This window comes from Pseudanabaena sp. FACHB-2040 (assembly GCF_014696715.1).
Taxonomy (GTDB): domain Bacteria; phylum Cyanobacteriota; class Cyanobacteriia; order Phormidesmidales; family Phormidesmidaceae; genus JACVSF01.
On the sequence record NZ_JACJQO010000005.1, the window covers coordinates 320,780 to 339,819 of the forward strand.

Consider the following 19,040-nt stretch of genomic DNA (forward strand, 5'->3'; position numbering starts at 1 on the left):
GGGTAGAGTTTGCTGTTTCTTTAAAGTTTTTTTGGATTCCTTGAGACTCGATGTTGCCAGCCTTTTTGCCTGCCGCCGCCGCCGAGCTGACCGAAGATACCTCAATTCAGCTCGTTCAACAAATGCAGCAGGCTGCGATCGCAACCCCCCTGAGCCCGCAGCCAATTCCCACCGCCTTTGTTTGCCAGGGCCAGGGGGTGCCGCTGCTGCTGCTGCCCGGTTTTGACAGTTCTCTGCTGGAGTTTCGGCGGCTAGTGCCGCTGCTGGCCGAGCAGGTTCAGGCTTGGGCCGTTGATTTGCTGGGTTTTGGCTTTAGCGATCGCACCTTACCAACCCTCGATCCGGGCGCGATTAAGCTACATCTACACAGCTTTTGGCAGCAGAAAATTGCTCGGCCTGTGGTGCTGGTAGGGGCCTCTATGGGGGGAGCCGCCGCAATTGATTTTGCCCTCACCTATCCGGAGTGTGTGGCGGGTCTGGTGCTGCTCGACAGCGCTGGATTTGTGGGCGGTCCAGCGATGGGCCGCCTGATGTTTCCGCCCCTCGATAGCTGGGCTACTTCGTTTCTGGCCAGCCCAGGGGTACGTCGCCGCATTAGTGCGCAGGCGTATTGCGATCGCGCCTTTGTCACCGCCGACGCCCAGCTCTGCGCCTCTCTACACCTGCAAAGCCCCCGCTGGAAAGAAGCCCTGATTGCGTTTACCAAAAGTGGCGGCTACAACTTCCTCAGCCAAAAAATCTCACAAATCACCTGCCCCACCCTGATCATCTGGGGTAGGCAGGACCGAATTTTGGGCATCAAAGATGCGGCTCGTTTTGAGCAGGCTATCGCCAACAGTCAGCTAGTCTGGATTGAGCAGTGCGGCCATGTGCCCCATCTAGAGAAACCCCAAGAGACGGCGGCTGCTATGCTCCCCTTCGTCAAAGCCCAGATCCTGCAAAGCCCATCCTAAGATTCTTTGATTTCATTGCGTTTGTAGAGGACATGGCTATACTGATTGCTGAACTTAGCCTGGTATTGCTAGTACTCAACTTGGACGGAGATTCCTGGTAGCTGGTGAACTATGCCCCAAAATCGTGACGGTTCCCGCCGACCCCCTGCCAATGGCCAAGGTGGACCTTCCCGGCGCTCTCGCCCCCCGGTTCCCAAGCCCGGCTATCCGCCCGTGCCGCCGCCCAAGCGCGACCAGCGGCCCCGCCCGGTCGACCCGTCTGACCAAGCTGTCCGGCCCCCGGCTGTGCCCCCGCTGCGTCCGCCGGTACCGTCCCCTCAGCCCCTCTATGCCCCTCAGCCTACTTTTTCCTACCGGCAAGGGTTAAACGATGCCGGCCAGGATCTTGATCTCGATTCGCCTGACTATCCCGCTCCCGCTGCGCCCCCACGTCGTCCGGCTCTCCCCCTTTGGGAAAAGATGGCCAAGAACTGGACGCTCTGGTCACTGGTATCTCTGGCCGCCATAGGCAGTGTCGGAGTAGTCTCTGCTGTTAGCCTGTTTCGCATTCCCAACCTGCCCAATTGCCGGGCTATCTTCTGGCCCACAGCCTCTGCGACTACCCGCATTCAGTGCGCCGAGGCGTATTCTGACCAGGGCACGGTAGAGGGCTATTTGGAGGCCATCAAGCTAGTCGAAAAATTGCCAGAAGACCATCCCCTGCGAACCGAAATCAACGAGCGCGTGGAGGTTTGGGCCAGCAGCATTCTAGATATCGCAGAAGAAACCTTCCAGTCCGGAAAACTCAAAGAAGCTATCAGCATTGCCGATCGCATTCCCAAGCAGACGGCCGCCGCCGGTCTAGTCAGCGAACAGGTGGCTAGCTGGAGCCAAATCTGGACAGAGGCTGAAGCGATCTATGCGGGTGCCGAAGCTGACCTGAAAAATCGACAGTTCAACGATGCCTTTGGCAAGGCGATTCAGCTCTTAGATGTGGGCAATCGCTACTGGCAGACCACCAAATACGAAGAGCTAACTCAGCTAATCACCTCGGCCCGTGAAGACCTCAATAAGCTGGGTGATGCCCGCCGTCTAGCCCGCCAAGGCAATCTCGAGGGGTTTTTAGAAGCCATTAAACTAGCTACCAGCATCAATGCCGAAAGCCCAATGTATGCAGAGTCTCAGGAACTGCTCAAGGAGTTTGGGCAAGAGATGCTAGATCTGGCCGAAGCTGCCCTAGAGCGCCAAGATTCCCAGACGGCTACCGAATTTCTCAAAAACATTCCGACTCAAGCCAACCTGTCGGCGGAAGTGGCCGACTTTCGCACCCTGGCAGATGCGTATCAGCTCTCCTGGCAGGGCGGCAACTCGGGGCTAGAAGGCGCAATTCTGCGGCTGCAAAGCATTAGCCAAGATCGCCCTCTTCACGCTAAGGCACAGACTTTAATTAACCGCTGGCGCACCGAAATCGAGGGCCGTTCGCGGCTGGACTGGGCCAAACGGTTGGCTGAACCGGGCACAATTGCCGATTTAGAGGCTGCGATCGCAGAAGCCGAACTGGTCTCCCGCGACAACCCCGTCTGGGAAGAAGCCCGCAGCCAAATTGGCGACTGGCAAGACCGCATTGCCACCGCGCAAGACCAGCCCTACCTAACCCAGGCCGAACAGCTAGCCCAAAACGGTGAGCTAGAAAGAGCTGTGGAAGCTGCCCAGCAGGTTCGCTCGGGCCGCCCCCTCTACCGCGAAGCTCAAACGCTAATCGGCCAGTGGCGCGATCAGATCCAGCGCGGCGAAGATGCCCCGATTTTGGCTCAAGCCCGCGACCTGGCTGCCTCCGGACGGCTTCAGGAGGCTGTCGCTACCGCCTCTCAAATTGGCTCCAACCGCGTCCTCTACGACGACGCTCAAGCAGAGATTGGCCGTTGGCGAGATCAGCTTCAGAGCCAGAATCGGCTTCAGGCCGCCTACCGAGCTGCTGAGGGGGGCACCGTAGATGCCCTGATCTCAGCCATTGGTATTGCCCGCGAAGTGCCAGAAAGCAACTCCCAATACGTAGAAGCGCAGCAGGTCGTTAGCCGCTGGAGCTGGGATATTTTCCGGCTGGCAGAAATTGAGTCGCAGTACAACCTGAGCCGCGCCATCGACGTTGCCCGACGAGTGCCCAGCCGCACCGAAGCCTTTGCCCCGGCCCAACTCAAGATCCAGGAGTGGCAGGCGACCCTACAGCAGTCGGGCAGACAGCTCTAGACAATCGCCCCTAAACGGTTCCTGTGACATGAGTTTTGGGTGAAGCTACGGAGCTGTCTCCTGACAATTTCGATTGCCTTGGGAATAATGCGGGAAACCTAACGGCAGACTCACACAGGATTCCTAGAGATCTCAGTACTTATAACTTTTTGGACCAGATCTCCGGGCTCCAGCTTTGGCAGAGGGCCATTTTAACAATGGGGCGATGGATATATGGGAATGAGCACCCCTACGACAAGGCTCATCAGCTGGCGGCTCAAGGCGACTATACCGTTATCACGTCCTCCCAGTTGGCTGCGAGAGCCCTGTCTGCGCGGCACCAATCCCTGCGTTCTCTGGCGGTTAAATGCTTAGAAAACCAGGGCTGGCGCGTAGCGTCGCCACTGATGGCTCAAGCGCTGTTTCGACAGGTATTGCAAGACACCCTGCAGCCTGCCGATTTGCTGGGCATGGCTCGCTCCTGGATGCCTGCGGTGCAGTCGATCTTGCAAAGCTGCGCTGGCTTCGCGGCCTCGCCTGCCGTATCTCCGCGCACACAGCAGATTCTGCAGATTGCTCAGCAGTACCGGGCTGCTCTGCATCAGCGGCAACTGGTGGATGTCGGTGAAGTCTTTTGGCGGGCGGCTGAGCTGCAGCCGCAGCCGCAGCAGATCTTGGTCTATGGGTATTTTCAGCCGCAGCCAGATGAGTTGGCGTGGATCAATGCGATCGCAACTTCCCACAGCGCCTTCTTCCTTCCCTGCCCCAGTCAAGCACTTTTTACAGACAGCCAAGCGGCACTGAACTGGCTGCTTCAGCAGGGCTGGGAGCGGGTGCCCGACCCAACCCCAGCAGGCACCCCAGGCGAGACCTTGGGCCAAATTTTTCTAGGAGTCTCGGCTAGCCCACCGCAAACTGCCGCAGCCCACGGCTACAGCACCGCTGAGGCTGAAATTCGAGGCACCTTGGCCCAGGTAAAAGAGCTGCTGCTGCTGGGCGTTCCGGCTAGAGATATTGCTGTCGTTGCCAGAGACGAAACTGCCTACGGCCCTAAGCTAATCGACATCGCCTGGGAATATGGCGTGCCGCTGCGGGCGCTGTACGACACCCCTTTTCTCAGCACCCGTCTGGGCGGCTGGCTGAGCCTGCTGCTGGAGGTGATTGAAGCGGGCTTTCCCTTTGAGGCCACGGCCAAGCTGTTGAGTCATCCTCTGGCCAGCAATCCTGATGGGGAGTTTTGGTCTGCTGTTCGCAGCCGTCATCCTCGGGGGGTGGAGCAGTGGGGTGCGATCGCAAAAGATCTGCTAGACCTCGATCTCACTCTGCTCAGCCAGACCTACCAACCGCAGCGGCGCGACGTTTGGGTGGAGTGGTGGCAATCGCTGTTCGTGGCCTTTGACTTGCGGCGGCGCTGTGCCCGCTGGGCCAGAGAAAGCCTTGCCTTCAACCGGCTACGAGCGGGCCTAGTGGAGCTATCGCGGCCAGAGGCTGAAGAACTGTCTTGGCCAGAGTTGCGTCAGCAGTTTACCGATCTGCTGGTGTCGCTGAGTGTCCCAGCTCAGCCGGGGCGGGGCGGGGTAGAGCTGCACAGACCGACTTCGGTCATGGGTGCGCGCTACGCCCACGTTTTTGTCATCGGCATGACAGAAGGTACTCTCCCTGCCCCCATCAGCAATGATCCGGTGCTGGATTTCTTTGAGCGGCAGCAGCTGCAGGCGCACGGCATTCCCTTAGCGGCAGCGGCAGCGCTGGCGAGGCGGGAGGCGCTAGCGTTTTACTACCTGCTGCAAACCGTGACAGAGCAGGTGACATTTTCCTATGCCAGGCTGAAGGAACGGCAGGCCCAACTGGCCAGCCCCTATCTTGATCGGCTAGCGCTCACGGTAGAACCTCCCCCAGCCTTGCCAGTTGCCAGCCCAGAGGCGCTGCGGCGGATTCTCCTGCGACAGTCTCTGCCGACTGAGGATGCCGTGTTAACCCGAACCGCCCACGCCTTTGCTGTCGAGCAGCACCGGGAAAGCAGCCAGCCAGCCGATGAATACGATGGCGTTATCGGCATTCCCTTTGACTACGCTGATTGGCCCTTTAGCGTGTCGCAACTGCGAAATTTGGGGCAGTGCCCGTTTAAGTGGTTTGCCAACAAAGTGCTGAGGCTGGGGCCTCTGGAGGAAGCAGAAGATGACCTAAGTTCCAGTCAACTGGGCACGTTCTATCACCGGGTGCTAGAGCTGATTGGGGTCGAAATTCAGCGAGACCCCTTCGTGGATCTGACTCGCCCTGAGCTGCTAGAGGAAGCGTTTGCAGCAGCGGAGCAGGAACTGATGCCAGCAGATTCGCCTGTCTGGGGCTTTCGGCGGCAAGAGCATCTGCGCTCCCTATCTTTAGTGCTTCAGCATCCAGACTTTTTGGCGGCGGGAGCCATTCCCGTGGTTTTAGAAGGGGCGTTTGAAGGGGAATGGCATGGCTTGAAGGTAAGAGGCCGGGTCGATCGGATTGACCAGACTGCTGCCGGGTTGGTGCTAATCGACTACAAAACGGGCAGCAGCCGTCCCCCTGGAATTAAGGACAAAACGGGAAAAGCCTGTATTGATCTGCAGCTTCCTCTCTATCAGGAGGTGGCTGGGCCAGCCCTCTGCCCAGATTCGACTGTGGCAGCGGCCTACTACTATTCCCTGCGAGGCCGCAAGAAAATTCCGATCTCTACCACTGCGCCCCAGCACGAGTTGCCCGATGCTATTGAGCGCTGTAAAGAGCACTTGCACCAGGGTAGTTATCCTGTTCAGCCCGACAACGCTAGGGCTGCCTGCCAATACTGCGATTTTGACGCCCTGTGTCGCCAGGGCAATCGGTTGAGCCGTAAGGAGAACAGCAATGGGACTGACTGAGCAGCAAAAGCGGGCGGCGCACGCCCCCGGCAGCGTAGCGGTCACCGCCGGGGCTGGCACGGGCAAGACTCACATGCTGGCCGAGCGGTACCTCTACTTTTTGAATCGGGGGTACTCGCCTCTGCAAATGGTGGCCGTAACGTTTACAGAAAAAGCGGCGACAGAGTTGCGATCGCGCATTCGCCGCACCATTACTACCCACCTAGCCGATCGCCCCGATCTGCTGGCCGAACTAGAAGCCGCTCAAATCAGCACTTTCCATGCCCTTGCTTCCCGCATTTGCCGGGAACACCCCGACAAAGCTGAGGTGCCGCCTGACTTCCAGATTTTGGAGGAGTTTGACAGCCCAATTTGGCAGGCGGAGCAGATGTCCGAGGCCCTAGCTCAGCTTCCCGGCCATCTCTATCAAGCGCTTTCTTTCTCCAAAATGCGGGATATTTTGGCAGGGCTGCTAGCCGATCCGCTAACCGCAGAGCAGGCATTGCCCAGAGTGCGAGCCGACTGGTTGCCCGCTGTTGCCTCTGCCCGCCAGCAGGCCCTAGACGACCTGCTAGCAGATGGTCTCTGGCAATGGGGCAAAACGACGCTAGCGGCCTACGCAGCTCCAGGGGATAAGCTAGAGGCTCATCGGCTGACGGCAGTGGCTGCGATCGCAACTCTCGAACAAGGCCATGAGATTGCCCCTTCCCTAACCGCTTTAGCTAGCCTCAAGATCAACGTCGGCAGCGCCCAGAATTGGGGCGGTAAAGAGGCGCTAGCCGAAGTTAAAGAAGCCCTCAAAGCGCTTCGGGGTTTGGCAGAAAGCACCTTGAAAGCGGGACTGATTACGCTGCAGCCCAGCGCCTGCGATGACCAGACTGAAGCGATGCTTCCGTCCATTCGAGCCGCCTTTGCCTGGGTTCGTGAATATCTGCAGGCGGCCAAATACCAGCAGCGCCTGCTCGACTTTAACGACCTGGAAGTTCACGCCCTCAAAGCCCTTGCCCATCCAGAGGTACAGACCTACTACGCCCAGCGCTGGAAAGTCTTTTTAATTGACGAATTTCAGGACACCAATCCCATCCAGGGGCAGTTTCTCGAAATTTTGACTGCCCAGGCAACTCTGACTATCGTGGGCGATGCCAAGCAATCGATCTACGGCTTTCGGCGGGCCGATGTGCAGGTTTTTCAGGCGTGGCAGCAGCGCCTTCACCCGTCGCCCGATGGCCCAGTGGAGCTGAGCCTGAGTTTTCGCACTCACCAGGCGCTCATGGCGCAGATCAATCAGGTGTTTGCTCCGGTTCTGGGTGACCTGCACCAATCGCTAGAGGCCTATCGCCAAGAAGACCTAGAGCCGACGCCTGCCCTCCAGCTCTATACCGTCTCCATTGACGAAGCCTATAAAAAAGACAACACGATTGACACCCATATCAATGCCTGCCGTCGAGTTGAGGCTCAGCAGATTGCTGACCTGGTAGAGCAAATGCTCCAGACCCCAATTCAGGTGCACGACAAGTCCACTGGCCAGCCACGAGACATCCAACCCAGCGATATTGCCGTCTTGGCGCGCAACTGGGCTCCGCTGGAGAGCTACGGCAGTGCGATCGCAGCCCGCAACATCCCCGTTTTGCAGGCGGGCGGCGGCAATCTGCTGGAAACTCGCCCAGCTAAAGATGTCTGGGCTCTGCTGCGCTTCCTGGCCGATTCCAGCGATAATCTAGCGCTGGCCGCCGTCTTGCGCAGCCCTTTCTTTGCCATCAGCGATACAGCCTTCTACCATGTTGCTCAATCCCTGGCTGACAAAACCACTTGGTGGCAGCACCTGAGAACGAGTAATGCGCCAGATCTCCAGACAGCAGCTAAAGCCCTCCAGCAACTGCAGATTGCTCGTCGCACAGAAACGCCCACCCGGCTGCTGCAGATTTGCGATCGCCTCACGGGCTATACCGCTGTCATCGCCAACCTCCCGGGCTCAGCCCGGCTCTTGGCCGACTGGAGCGGCTTTATGGAGTTGGTACGCACCTTAGAGCAGGGCAGTTATGACGTGCTGGGTGTGGTGCGTCGCCTCAAGCGCATTGCCGCAGGGGGTGCAGCGGTGCCCCGACCAGCTCTAGAAGGCGGCAACGCCGTCAGTCTAATGACCATTCACGGCTCTAAGGGCTTAGAGTGGCCCGTCGTCATCGTGCCTGATCTGTCTCACAGCAGCGCTGCCGACTATCCCACCCTGCGCTTTGATGCAGATCTGGGGCTAGCCCTCAAGCTAGAAGACGAGGCAGGAGAATCACAAAAATCAGCCCTCTATACCCTTTTGGAGCAACGTCAGCGCCTAGCAGACCGAGAAGAAAGCAAGCGGGTGCTCTACGTAGCCCTTACCCGCGCCCGCGACCAGCTTATCCTCACAGCTGCCGGTTCGTCTGGCGGTGGTCTTGACCTGCTCCAGCCCGGCCTAGAAGGCCTGATTGAGCCGACCCCCATTCCATTCCATCCAGAGCGGGCTCAGCTGGTTGAGCCCATCGCCCCAGAGCTGCCAACGCTGCCAAATCAGCTGATGGTGCATCCAGCAGGATCTGGATTTACAGAACTGCCTGTCACTGCCCTGAGCGACTATGCTTTATGCCCCCAGCGGTTCAAGTATCGCTATGTAGACGGGCACCCTGGCTTGCAGTCTGGTACAGGGCCGCAACAGTTCCCTCTGGAGCTAGGTCAGCTAACCCACAAAGCGCTGGAGCTAGGCATTGACGAGGCGGACAAACTCAGTCAATACGTGCCTCACCTGCCGTCAGCCATCGCGTCAACCCTAGCCCAAGAAGCCCTCACGCTCGCCCAAAAATTTCACCACTCTGAAGTCTATGCAGCCTATCGTCAGGGCCACCTGCAGTGGGAGCAGCCAGTCTCCCTGAAGGTGGGGGGGCTTACCCTAAACGGCGTAATAGATCTGCTAGGGGCTGACTTTGTGCTTGATTTCAAGACAGACACCGCGCTCCACCCAGAGCACCACCAGTTTCAGCTTTGGGCCTACGCCAGAGCCGCCGGACGAGACACAGCGCACCTGGCCTATCTCCGCCACGATTATCTACACAGTCTGAATGCAGCGACCTTGAGCCATTTAGACCAGTCCTCAGAGGCGCTGGTAAATCGGCTGGTGAAAGGGCAGTTCGAGCCTGAAGCCCACCCTATCGGCTGCGGCATTTGTCCTTATTCGGAGATTTGCGACAGTTGCGTGTAGGAGGGAGGGGACGCGTTTCCGTGTCCCCCCTTCTCCGCGTCTTTCTTCTCCCGCTTCTGCTGCGCCTTCAGCATTCGCGCCTGCAGATTTGCGTTACGCTCGGCGATGGCTGGGTCATCGGCGTACCAGGGTGGCACATCGTCGTAGTGGGGAATACCGTCGTCGATTAGGTAGCGGGCGTTGGCCGATTTGGGATAGCCTGCTGGAACGCCGCCTGTACAAACCACGAATAGGGGCACCTGATCGGCCGCTCTGAGGGCTCGCCGGGTCTGGGGGGAGACTCGCACGACGTCGCCTCGCTCTAGCGGAATTAGCTCGTCATCGGCCCAGAGCCAGCCAGCGCCCTCAACAACGATGTACACTTCTTCTTGCTCGGCATGGCTGTGGGTGAAGGTGTAGCCCTGGTTAGCGGGCAAGTGCAGTAACCCCAGCGCCACGCCCCGCAGCTTGAGCGAGTGGCGGGGACTGGTAAGCAGCGGCAGCTGATCAAAGTCAAAGTGAACTTTAGTAAAGGAATCTTCCGAGGGAGTGGGGCTGGCCATACAGTCTCAGTTTCAGGGCAGGGCGGCAGCAGAAAGGCACACTTTCCAGGATATCTTTTCTCAAAATTGATTCTGCTAAGGGCATGGGCGGGACGGTAAGACGGCAAATCAGGGGGATGGGTTGGGTGGCAGTGTGCTTTAGCCTGCTGCTTAATCTGCTGCTGCCGATGTCCCCTGCTTTGGCCCAGGGCAACGGGGGCGCAGCCAGTCTACCGCTGCTGACCGTGGAGATGCTGCAGCAGCGCCTTAGCACGCTGGATCAGCGGGACGGCAAGCCGACGATTGACCTGCGGCAAGTGGCGATCGATCTGCGGGCCGATAGCGATTTGCGCGATCGCTTCTACCGGCTGGTGCAGAACAAGCTCCAGAGCGGCAGCCGCCCCATTGGCCTAGACCTGAGCTACTCGCTGGTGTTGGGGGAGCTGGATCTGACCAAGCTGGGACTGCGAGCACCTCTCTATGGCGATGCCCTGGTGCCGCTGTTGGATACTGAAACGCAGGCCCAGTTGAGTCGCGATCGCAAACGTCTAAACCAGCTCAACCAGCTCTCGCGCTCCCTATTGATTCAGGAGAAAAGCACTGCCCAGCAAATTTATCTCATCCGGGGACCGCTGGTATTTGTGCAGACCCACTTTACGGGCAACGTAGTCGGGGCAGATATTTTCTTTCTGGATCGGCTGCTGTTTCAGGGCACCCAGTTTGACCAGTCCCTCAGCCTACCCGGTGCCCGCTTTGGCCAAAATGTCAACCTAACGGGGGCTCGCTTTAGCCAGGAGGTGAACCTGCGCAACAGCATTTTCTTCAAAAACGCTCGCCTCGATCAGAGCTATTTTGCAGGCGTTGTTACCTTCCAAGGTACCGAGTTTAAGCGCGATGCCAACTTTAACCAAAGCACCTTTATCAAAGAGGCCAACTTTAGTCGGGTGCAGTGGTTAGACAATGCTGACTTTGCCCAAACCGTGTGGAAGGAGCCTGTCTCGTTTTTCAAAGGCAGTTTTGACAAAGCGCTGTTTTTCACCCAGGCCCGCATTGAAGCGCCCCTTTCTATGCGGCAGGTGCGCTTTAGTGAGCCGATCAACTTTCGCAATGTGGCCCTCTCGGCCCAGGCCGACTTTGGTGATGCCGTTTTTCAAGAGCGGGCCTATATCAATGTCTCTGGCCTGGACTTTAACCCCGATCAGGCTCGTATTTTAGGGAATCCGGGGCAGATTGGCAAAGTGTTTTCGGTGCCGTCTCTCTCGGGAAATGAAACGCTGCTGCGGAACCTAGTGCGAAATTTTCGGCGGCTAGAGCAAATTTCTGATGCCTATCGGGTGGAATATACTGCCGAGCGGCTGCGGCTGCGGGAGCTGCGTCAGCGGCTGCTGGGGACCAACGTCAATACGGCTCCTCAGCTTAAGCTGGTGCAGATTGGCTTTACTGAAGCGCAGGCCCAGGCCATCGCTAGCCGCCGCAAAGTTCATCCTTTGCTGAGTGTGTCTGACCTATTGGATATCGAGGGCATTGACTTGGCGGCCTATGTTAAGGTGCGCGATCGCATTCTCACCCGCAGGCCGCTGTCGCCCTTGGGCCGGGTGCAGCTTTGCCTTCGTTGGCTCTGGCTAGATGGGCTGGTAGTGCTCAGCCGTTACGGTACAGGGGTCGGGCTGATCATTGGCATTGGTTTGATGGCAGTGGCCTGGTTTGCAGTACTCTTTTGGTTTATTGATCGCTATCGCCGCCGCTTGCCGACGCCCATCGTGCCCCCCCTCGCCCAAGCCCTTTGGATTGGGGTCAGCTTTTTTGCCTGTGCGAGCATTGGCCTCAGTATGGTGCTGCGTTCGGCTGACTATCCGGCCCCAATTTTGATCTGGTTGGCTGTCCTCATGCTGCCTTTACCCTTGGCCTGCATCGCCCGCATTTTACAAAAGGGCCGCTTTCACGATCTGATGGAGGAGAGCTACCTTAGGGAAGACGGCAGTATGCGGCAGCTGCGGCTGCTGATTACGCGGCTGCCAGTGATCCCCCTATTTCCCTTTTTTCGCGATCGCTTCACCCCAATTTTGCAAGACCGGCGCTGGTCCTGGTTAAACTATTACGATTTCAGCCTCAACAACTGGTTCAAATTCGGCTTTAATGACATCCGGTTGCGTGATCAGGACGTGCCGGGACTCATTACAGTCTTGGTTTGGTATCAGTGGGGGTTGGGGCTGATGTATGTCGCCCTACTCCTCTGGACGTTTTCCCGCACGATTCCTGGTCTCAACCTGCTGCTGTATTTCTAAACTCTTCTGCTGCTATGGCGTTCGATTCTCCTTCTTCTACTGACCAGGTGCAGCAGGCCAAAGCCGATTTGCGGCAGCGCCTGCTTAAAGCCCGGCAGGCTATCCCCGATCAGCTGTGGCGGCAAAAGAGCGATCGCATTTGCACCCACCTACAAAACTGGGTCTACTTTCAGCAGGCCCGCGTGGTGCTGGCCTACTGCAGCGTTCACAAAGAACCCGACCTTAGCCCCCTGCTCAATCAACCTCGAGCTTGGGGTTTGCCTCGCTGTGTCAGCAAAAATCAGCTTGCCTGGCACTATTGGAATGGCCAGTCTCGCTGGCCCCTACGCAAAGGCAAGTTCGGCATTCTAGAACCCCACCCCGAGTCACCCCCGGTCGATCCGACCCTGGTCGATTTAATCTTGGTACCGGCCATAGCTTGTGACGTGCGGGGCTACCGACTAGGCTACGGCGGCGGCTACTACGATCGCATGTTTAGCTCCGGCCTCTGGGCCAAGGTACCTACCGTAGGCATCGTGTTTGAGTACGCCCGCCTGCCCGAGATTCCCAAACTGTTTTGGGATCGGCCTTTGCGGGGGGTTTGTAGTGAGAGTGGACTCTTTTTAGGAAAGTAGGGTAGAAGGCAGAAAAAGCTGAGCTCCTCCCTTTTCTCTCCTTCTTTCTCCCTTATCCTCGCTGTTGCTGAAAAGTTCTGAAAAATTCAGGTTAGACTGAACAGTTAAGTCAGGGGTAGTCTGCAACGTCTTACAAACAATGGACTTTGACGACATCATTAGCCTGGTCAACCAGACCGTCATTTCCGCCAGAAAAAAGCCCCTAAGTGACGTGCAGCGAGTCGTCCTCAAGGGTTCCTGGGACAATCAGACCTATACCGACATTGCTAACGATGCCGTCGGCTACACAGAGGACTACCTAAAACGAGATGTTGGCCCTAAGCTCTGGCAGCTGCTGTCGGAGGTGACGGGGTACACCGTCAACAAGCGCAACATTCGCAATGCCATGCTGGAGTGGGCGGCTCAGCAGCTCCCTGAGCCGGAGCCCAGCAACGGCGTGGTGACCAAACCGCAAGCTGCTGTAAGCGAGCTGGCGGCAGAACAGGCGGCAGCTCCTTCTCGGCTGGCCCTGTGTCAGGCTTTGCGGATTGATGTCTCAGAGTTTTCTGGCAGGCAGGCAGAACAGGCTCAGCTGACCCAGTGGATTGTTGCTGAGGGGTGCCGCCTGGTGCTGCTGTGGGGACTGCCGGACATGGGCAAAACTTCTCTGGCTATGAAGGTAGCGGAGCAGGTTCGGGCTGAGTTTGAGCAATGTGCCTATTTAGAACTGCACTCAGCGCTTTCCCCAGAGGCGTTTTTGAATGAGGTGGCGGGCTGGCTGAGCGATGCTCCGCCCCAGGGCAGTTGGGATGGGCAGCTGGACTGGGTGATGGATCAGTTTGCGCAGCGGCGCTGCCTGCTGATCGTGGACAACGGGGAAGTGCTTTTTGAGCCTAATCAACTGGCGGGCACCTTTCGGCAAGACTGTTTGGCCTATCGGGATTTTTTGGAGCGGGTGTCCCGGTTTGTACACCAGAGCTGCGTTTTCTGGATTAGCCGGGAGCGGCCTAAGGAGTTTGCCACCTTGCAGGGGCGGCTGGTGCAGTCGTGGGAGCTGGGGGAGCTGTCTGCCGCCGAAGTGAAGGATTTTCTCACCGCCCAGGGCTGGCCTGCTGCTGCCCCTGAGGAGTGGCAGGCCCTAGTTGATCGCTATAGCGGCAGCCCCCAGCTGCTCAAGAGCCTCACACCGCATCTGCAGGTGATTCACGGCGGCAATTTGTCCCGTTTTTTGGAAGATGAGGTCAGTCTGCCTGACCTAGAGCGACGCAGCCTGATGGAGATTGTTGGCCGTCTCTCGCCGCCAGAGCGTTCGCTGCTTTACTGGCTGGCGCTGGCTCAGGAACCCGTGGCGTTGCGAGAGTTGAGCAATAGTATGGTGCAGCCGCCCACCGCTGATGGGGTGCAGTCGCTACTGGGGCGGGCGCTCTGCCACCATGCCGGAGAGGATCCGGCAATGGGCACCCGGCTCGATCTCAATCCTGCTGTTCGCATTTTGGCCACAGAGCAAGCGGTGCAAGCCCTAGAGGCTGAAATTGTAGAAGGCTGCATTGAGCTTTTCCACCAGATGCCGCTGCTGCGGGTAACGGCTCCTGAAACTGTGCAGGCCCGTCAGCTAAAATTAATCATTCAGCCACTGGCCCAGGCATTGGAGCAGCGTTGCCCTTCTGAAACGGCTTTGAGCGGGTGGGTGCAGCGGGTGCATCAGGCATTGCGATCGCAATACCTCAACCAGCCCGGCTACGGAGCAGGCAACTTGATCCACCTGTGTCAGGCGCTCGATATCAGCCTCACCAGCTTTGACTTTTCTAGCCTCAGCATTTGGCAGGCCAACCTGCAGCAGATCAGCCTGCAGGGGGCCAACTTGAGCCAGGTGCGCTTTCAAGATACGGTGTTTGCTACGGCTCTGGGCCGAGATCTGGTGGTGAGCTTTAGCCAAGACGGGCAAAACCTGGCCGTGGGCGACCACGAGGGCTGCCTGCTGCACTGGGAAATTCAGCGGGGCCGACTGCTACGATTTCTAGAAGACAACAACGCCAAGTCAGTACGGTCTCTAGCCTTTAGCCCCCAGGGCGACCTGCTAGCTGTAGGCAGTGCCGACGGCACCCTTCAGCTCTGGCGGCTAGGCACTCTCTACGAATCGGATCTGCTCTATAACCATCAGGCCCCTGTGCAGGCCCTAGCCTTTAACCGCGAGGGCGATCTACTGGCGACGGGCGACGAGGCAGGCTGTCTCTATCTCTGGGATCTGTCCTCCGGCCTGCCCCGGCTGACCCTGGCCGAGACAGGCGACCCAATTCACTGCCTGCAGTTTAATGCTGAGGGCACCCGGCTGATTAGCGGGGGCGAGAGCCAGAGCGTTGCCCTATGGGATGTCCAAACGGGAGAGCAGATTTGGCAGTTTCAGGTGCAGGCGACAGCTTGGGTGCGATCAGTGGGGTTTATGCCCGTGCCTGCTGGACTGACTGCCGATGCCGGAGCAGAAATGGCCTTTGCTGCAGGCTATGACGAGACTTGCCTCTACATTTGGGACGTGGAGGAGGGGAGGCCAATTCGAGTTGTGCCAATGGCGATGGGGACTCTGCCTGCTATTGCCGTCAGCAGCGATGGTCGCTTTTTGGCCTGCAGCCGACCCGACCGCACAGTGATTATCTGGGACGTGATTAGCCGCCACTACCATCACCAGCTCTCTAGCTTTGACCTGCCCGTTTGGTCTTTGACGTTTAGCCCGGATAGTCGTCTGCTGGTCACGGCGAGCGACTACACGGTTAAGGTCTGGGATGTGGCGACGGGCATTTGTCTACGGAGCTTGGGCAGTCAGCGCTACTCTCTCAAGTGCCTGGCCTTTGATGGCGAAAGTACGCGGCTGATCACCGGGCACGACGATACGCTTCTGCGCACCTGGCAGGTCAATACTGCGGGGGCTTTTTCTCGTCGCCCCCGCAGTCTGAGAGGACACAGTGCCCCGATTCGCTCGGTGACGGCCAGTTCTCAAGGCGGCTGGCTGGCCAGCAGCAGCGAAGATCGCACGATTCGCCTTTGGCAAACGAGCAGCCAGGGAGAACTCGTTTCCCCTCGAAGTGAAGGCCTGCGAGAACCGGTTCCGGCCCATCGCATTCTCACCAATGATCTGATCTCGCCAGCGACGGTGATGGTCTTTAGCGGCGACGGTCGCTGGCTGGCCAGTGGCGGCGAGGATGCCATAGTACGGCTATGGTCCCTCGATTTGCCTCAGCCCCATGACCTGCGGCTAGAGGGGCACACTGGGCCGATTACAGCGCTGGTCTTTACCGGCGAAGGTCATATCATTAGCGGCAGCCGCGATCGCACCTTGCGCCGCTGGCAGATCACCGATGGTCGCTGTCTACAAACCCTAGAAGGCCACCAGCGCCAAGTCCACGGCCTCAGCCTTAGCCCCGATGGTCATCTGCTCAGCGTCAGCCACGACGGTACTGCCCGCTGGTGGCACCTGGCCAGCGGGGAATGTCGGGGTCTGTGGCAGCACCCCCAGCATTTCTGGCTACACGGCTGCATGGTTGATCGGCAGGGAAGGCTCGTTGCGATCGCAAGCAGCGACACCCTCACCCTAGAGCTATGGTCTGTTACAGACAACCAAAAGCTTCAAGAGTTTAGTGGCCACACCCACGAGATCTGGCAAGTCTGTGTTAGCCCAGATCGCCGCTACCTAGCTACTGCCAGCCAGGACGAAGAAATCCGCATCTGGCGGCTGGATCTGGGCACCTGCGAACAGGTGCTGCGGCCCGATCGCCCCTACGAAGGCGTCAATATTCGCGGTGCTAAGGGCCTAACCGAGCCAGAAGAACAGATGCTGCGCTCTCTAGGCGCGCTGGTGAGCTACTAGATTGAGACCTCAATTTTTTACAGTAAAACCTTAAACTTACATCTTTTGATTGCCTAGAAATATCTCTAAGGAGGCAATTTTTTGCTGCTCTTACAGAGCGGTAATTCTAAATACAATAGAGCTTTTTGTTTAAACGTAAAACACCTTTAATACCGTTGTTTGCTGACCCTGTTTCCTCTAGGCAATGACAACGAATAAAATTTGAAGCACTGCTTAAAAATACAATGTCTAGTTCGCAAGCTATAGGATTTTTTCTATTTCTGACAACCGCCTTTTTCCTAGCCGGAAAGGTATTTGATACCCGGTTTGGGCTAGGTCGATCAAAATTTTTTGTTGTCAGGTTTTCTGCGATCGCAATTAGCATGTCGGTAGTGTGGCTTCTGTCTTTTGGGGCACTGAGAGCCTTGGCCGAAGAAGCAGGGGCCGAGGAAGCTACCTATGACTTTCAGGATGTCTTTTATGCATTTGTGATTCTGGGGCTTTTAATTCTAGTCGGCAGATTTGTTCGGCAAAAAATCAGGTTATTGCAAAAGCTGTTTATTCCCAGCTCAATTGTGGCGGGCATCATAGCGCTGCTGCTAGGGGGCGAGGCGTTGGGTGCGATCGCAACCTCGCTCATGGGCGAAGAAACCGTTTTGGCTAATGGGCTATTTCCGGGGCCTATTCAAGAAGTTTGGGCTGCTTCTCCCGGCGTCTTTATTAATGTGGTGTTTGCAGCCCTATTTTTAGGGCAGCCGATTCCCAGCCCGCAGCGGATCTGGCAGCAGGCTGCTCCTCAGGTTGTGCTCGGCCAGGTGATCGCCTGGGGGCAGTATGTAGTTGGCATTTTAATTGCGCTGCTGATCCTGGTTCCCTTCTTTGGCATGAGCCCGATCTCAGGGGTGCTAATTGAGATGTCCTTTGAAGGCGGGCATGGAACAGCCGCAGGCATGTCGCAAACGCTCGCGGATCTAGGCTTTGAGGAAGGGGGCGACATGGCGCTGGGGCTTGCGACGGTAGGCATTGTCACCGCCATCATTGCCGGTACTGCCCTGGCAGACTGGGCGCGAAAGAAGGGGCATGTGCAAACTTCTGGCAGTGAAGATATCGGGTCTGAGCAATCGCCATCGAATGCTTCAAGCTCGGAGGTGCAGATGGAAGAAGGGCAGATGTCTACCGAAGATTATCAGCACCGGCCTGACGGTACTTGGCGCGAACTGCTGGTCGACCCTTTGACCCTACACTTTGGCTATGTGGGGCTAGCCATTGCCCTGGGCTGGATAATTTTGCAGGGGCTGATTTGGATAGAGTCGATCACCTGGAATGCAGGCGGCGAGGGGCTAGAAATTTTAGGCAATATTCCGCTGTTTCCCCTAGCGCTGATTGGCGGCATTTTGGTGCAGATAGGCCTAGAGAAGCTGGGGCGCGGCTACTTGGTCAGCCCCCGCCTGATGAACCGCATTGCCGGTGTGGCGCTGGATGTGACGGTGGTAACGGCGTTGGCCTCAATCTCGCTGACAGTACTGGGCGCAAACCTGGCTCCTTTCTTGATCTTGAGCGTGGCTGGTGTGGCCTGGAGCGTCTTTGCCTTTGTCTATCTGGCTCCGCGCATTTTTCCCGCCTACTGGTTTGAAAAAGGCATCGCTGATATGGGTCAGTCAATGGGCGTGACGGCAACGGGCCTGGTGCTGCTGCAAATTGTAGACAAAGACAACCGCTCAGGCGCTTACGAAAGCTTTGGCTACAAGCAGCTCTTTTTTGAGCCGATTGTGGGCGGCGGCCTGTTTACCGGAGCTGCCCCAACGTTGATTGGTCAATTTGGCATGGTGCCGGTTCTAGGGTTCACAGCTGCGATTTTGATTGGCTGGCTGATTTTTGGGTATCTCGCCTTTTGGCGAAAGAATGGTGCGATCGCACATCGTTCTTGATAAACAGCTAAGCATTGAATTTGGCGGCACTTTGGGGGTGGCGGGTCGCGCTTTGCTCGACAACGTCACCTTTCCTTTAGCCTTTAAAGCCTACAAGCCAAAGGCACGATGGTCACCTTGCACACGCCACCGATACGGCCCAAAGGGAGTGACCTGCCTGAAGACGTTGATAGAGCTTACGAACCTGTTTTGCAGAGTTCATAAAACTGCTCTACACAAAATTTTTTCTGCTTAGAGTCATTGAAAAGCGATAAATCACAGGGGATTCTTCTTTAGCAGCGGGTAGGAATTCCCAAAAACTCGGCCACCCCGGAAATATACAGTCCAAGGCGGCCAGGTAAAATTTACCTTAGCCTCCGAGGCAGGTATGCTCTGTCGAAGGGGCAGCCGTTCGTCGGTGCTCGTAATACCTTCCAGCGGCGCTTGACCAATTTTTTGGGGAAAGGCAAGCTGAGCGTACATAGCTATAGCCCTCAAAATTGGAGGATTTAGCCACAGGAGGCAAGTCAAAAAGCGACAGAGTTGCCACGTTAGCCGACAATCCTGCTGGGCTTAGCCAGGAGGCCACGATTTGGGCAATTGCGATCGCGCACTTCAACGCTTCAGGAAACATACCTCAACCTTTAG

General features: G+C 57.4%; 10 protein-coding genes. 8 read left to right on the forward strand and 2 right to left on the reverse strand.

Going from position 1 to position 19,040, the window contains the following annotated elements:
- Positions 1-50: 50 nt before the first annotated feature.
- From H6G13_RS05190 to H6G13_RS05205, 4 genes are all read left to right on the forward strand, one after another.
- Positions 51-953, forward strand: a complete 903-nt coding sequence (locus H6G13_RS05190; RefSeq protein WP_190482098.1) for an alpha/beta fold hydrolase — start codon at positions 51-53, stop codon at positions 951-953.
- Positions 954-1,064: 111 nt separating this feature from the next.
- On the forward strand, positions 1,065-3,179 hold the full coding sequence (locus tag H6G13_RS05195; protein ID WP_190482099.1) for a chromosome segregation ATPase: 2,115 nt from the start codon (positions 1,065-1,067) through the stop codon (positions 3,177-3,179).
- A gap of 197 nt (positions 3,180-3,376) precedes the next feature.
- A complete protein-coding gene (locus tag H6G13_RS05200) occupies positions 3,377-6,043 on the forward strand; it encodes a PD-(D/E)XK nuclease family protein (RefSeq protein WP_190482100.1) in 2,667 nt (888 codons plus the stop codon).
- Positions 6,030-9,248, forward strand: coding sequence for a UvrD-helicase domain-containing protein (locus H6G13_RS05205; protein ID WP_190482101.1), 3,219 nt, complete (start codon positions 6,030-6,032; stop codon positions 9,246-9,248). Before H6G13_RS05200 ends, H6G13_RS05205 begins: the two co-directional genes overlap by 14 nt.
- On the opposite strand, the gene H6G13_RS05210 is transcribed toward H6G13_RS05205, so the two are convergent.
- Positions 9,218-9,790, reverse strand: coding sequence for a cupin domain-containing protein (locus H6G13_RS05210; RefSeq protein WP_190482102.1), 573 nt, complete (start codon positions 9,788-9,790; stop codon positions 9,218-9,220). The genes H6G13_RS05205 and H6G13_RS05210 overlap by 31 nt on opposite strands.
- A 116-nt stretch (positions 9,791-9,906) precedes the next feature.
- On the opposite strand from H6G13_RS05210, the gene H6G13_RS05215 reads away from it, so the two are divergent.
- The 4 genes from H6G13_RS05215 (at position 9,907) to H6G13_RS05230 (ending at position 18,413) form a co-directional block, all read left to right on the forward strand.
- The gene (locus tag H6G13_RS05215; RefSeq protein ID WP_190482103.1) at positions 9,907-12,054 is read left to right on the forward strand and encodes a pentapeptide repeat-containing protein; all 2,148 of its coding nucleotides are present in this window, start codon (positions 9,907-9,909) and stop codon (positions 12,052-12,054) included.
- Positions 12,055-12,068: 14 nt separating this feature from the next.
- Entirely contained in the window at positions 12,069-12,668 is a 600-nt protein-coding gene (locus H6G13_RS05220) for a 5-formyltetrahydrofolate cyclo-ligase (protein ID WP_190482104.1), read from the forward strand.
- A gap of 139 nt (positions 12,669-12,807) precedes the next feature.
- Positions 12,808-16,506, forward strand: a complete 3,699-nt coding sequence (locus H6G13_RS05225; RefSeq protein ID WP_190482105.1) for a WD40 repeat domain-containing protein — start codon at positions 12,808-12,810, stop codon at positions 16,504-16,506.
- Positions 16,507-16,730: 224 nt separating this feature from the next.
- Entirely contained in the window at positions 16,731-18,413 is a 1,683-nt protein-coding gene (locus H6G13_RS05230) for a sodium/glutamate symporter (RefSeq protein ID WP_242028157.1), read from the forward strand.
- Between the two features lie 255 nt (positions 18,414-18,668).
- Here H6G13_RS05230 and H6G13_RS05235 read toward each other — a convergent pair whose 3' ends face one another.
- On the reverse strand, positions 18,669-18,875 hold the full coding sequence (locus H6G13_RS05235) for a hypothetical protein (protein WP_190482106.1): 207 nt from the start codon (positions 18,873-18,875) through the stop codon (positions 18,669-18,671).
- Between the last annotated feature and the right edge of the window lie 165 nt (positions 18,876-19,040).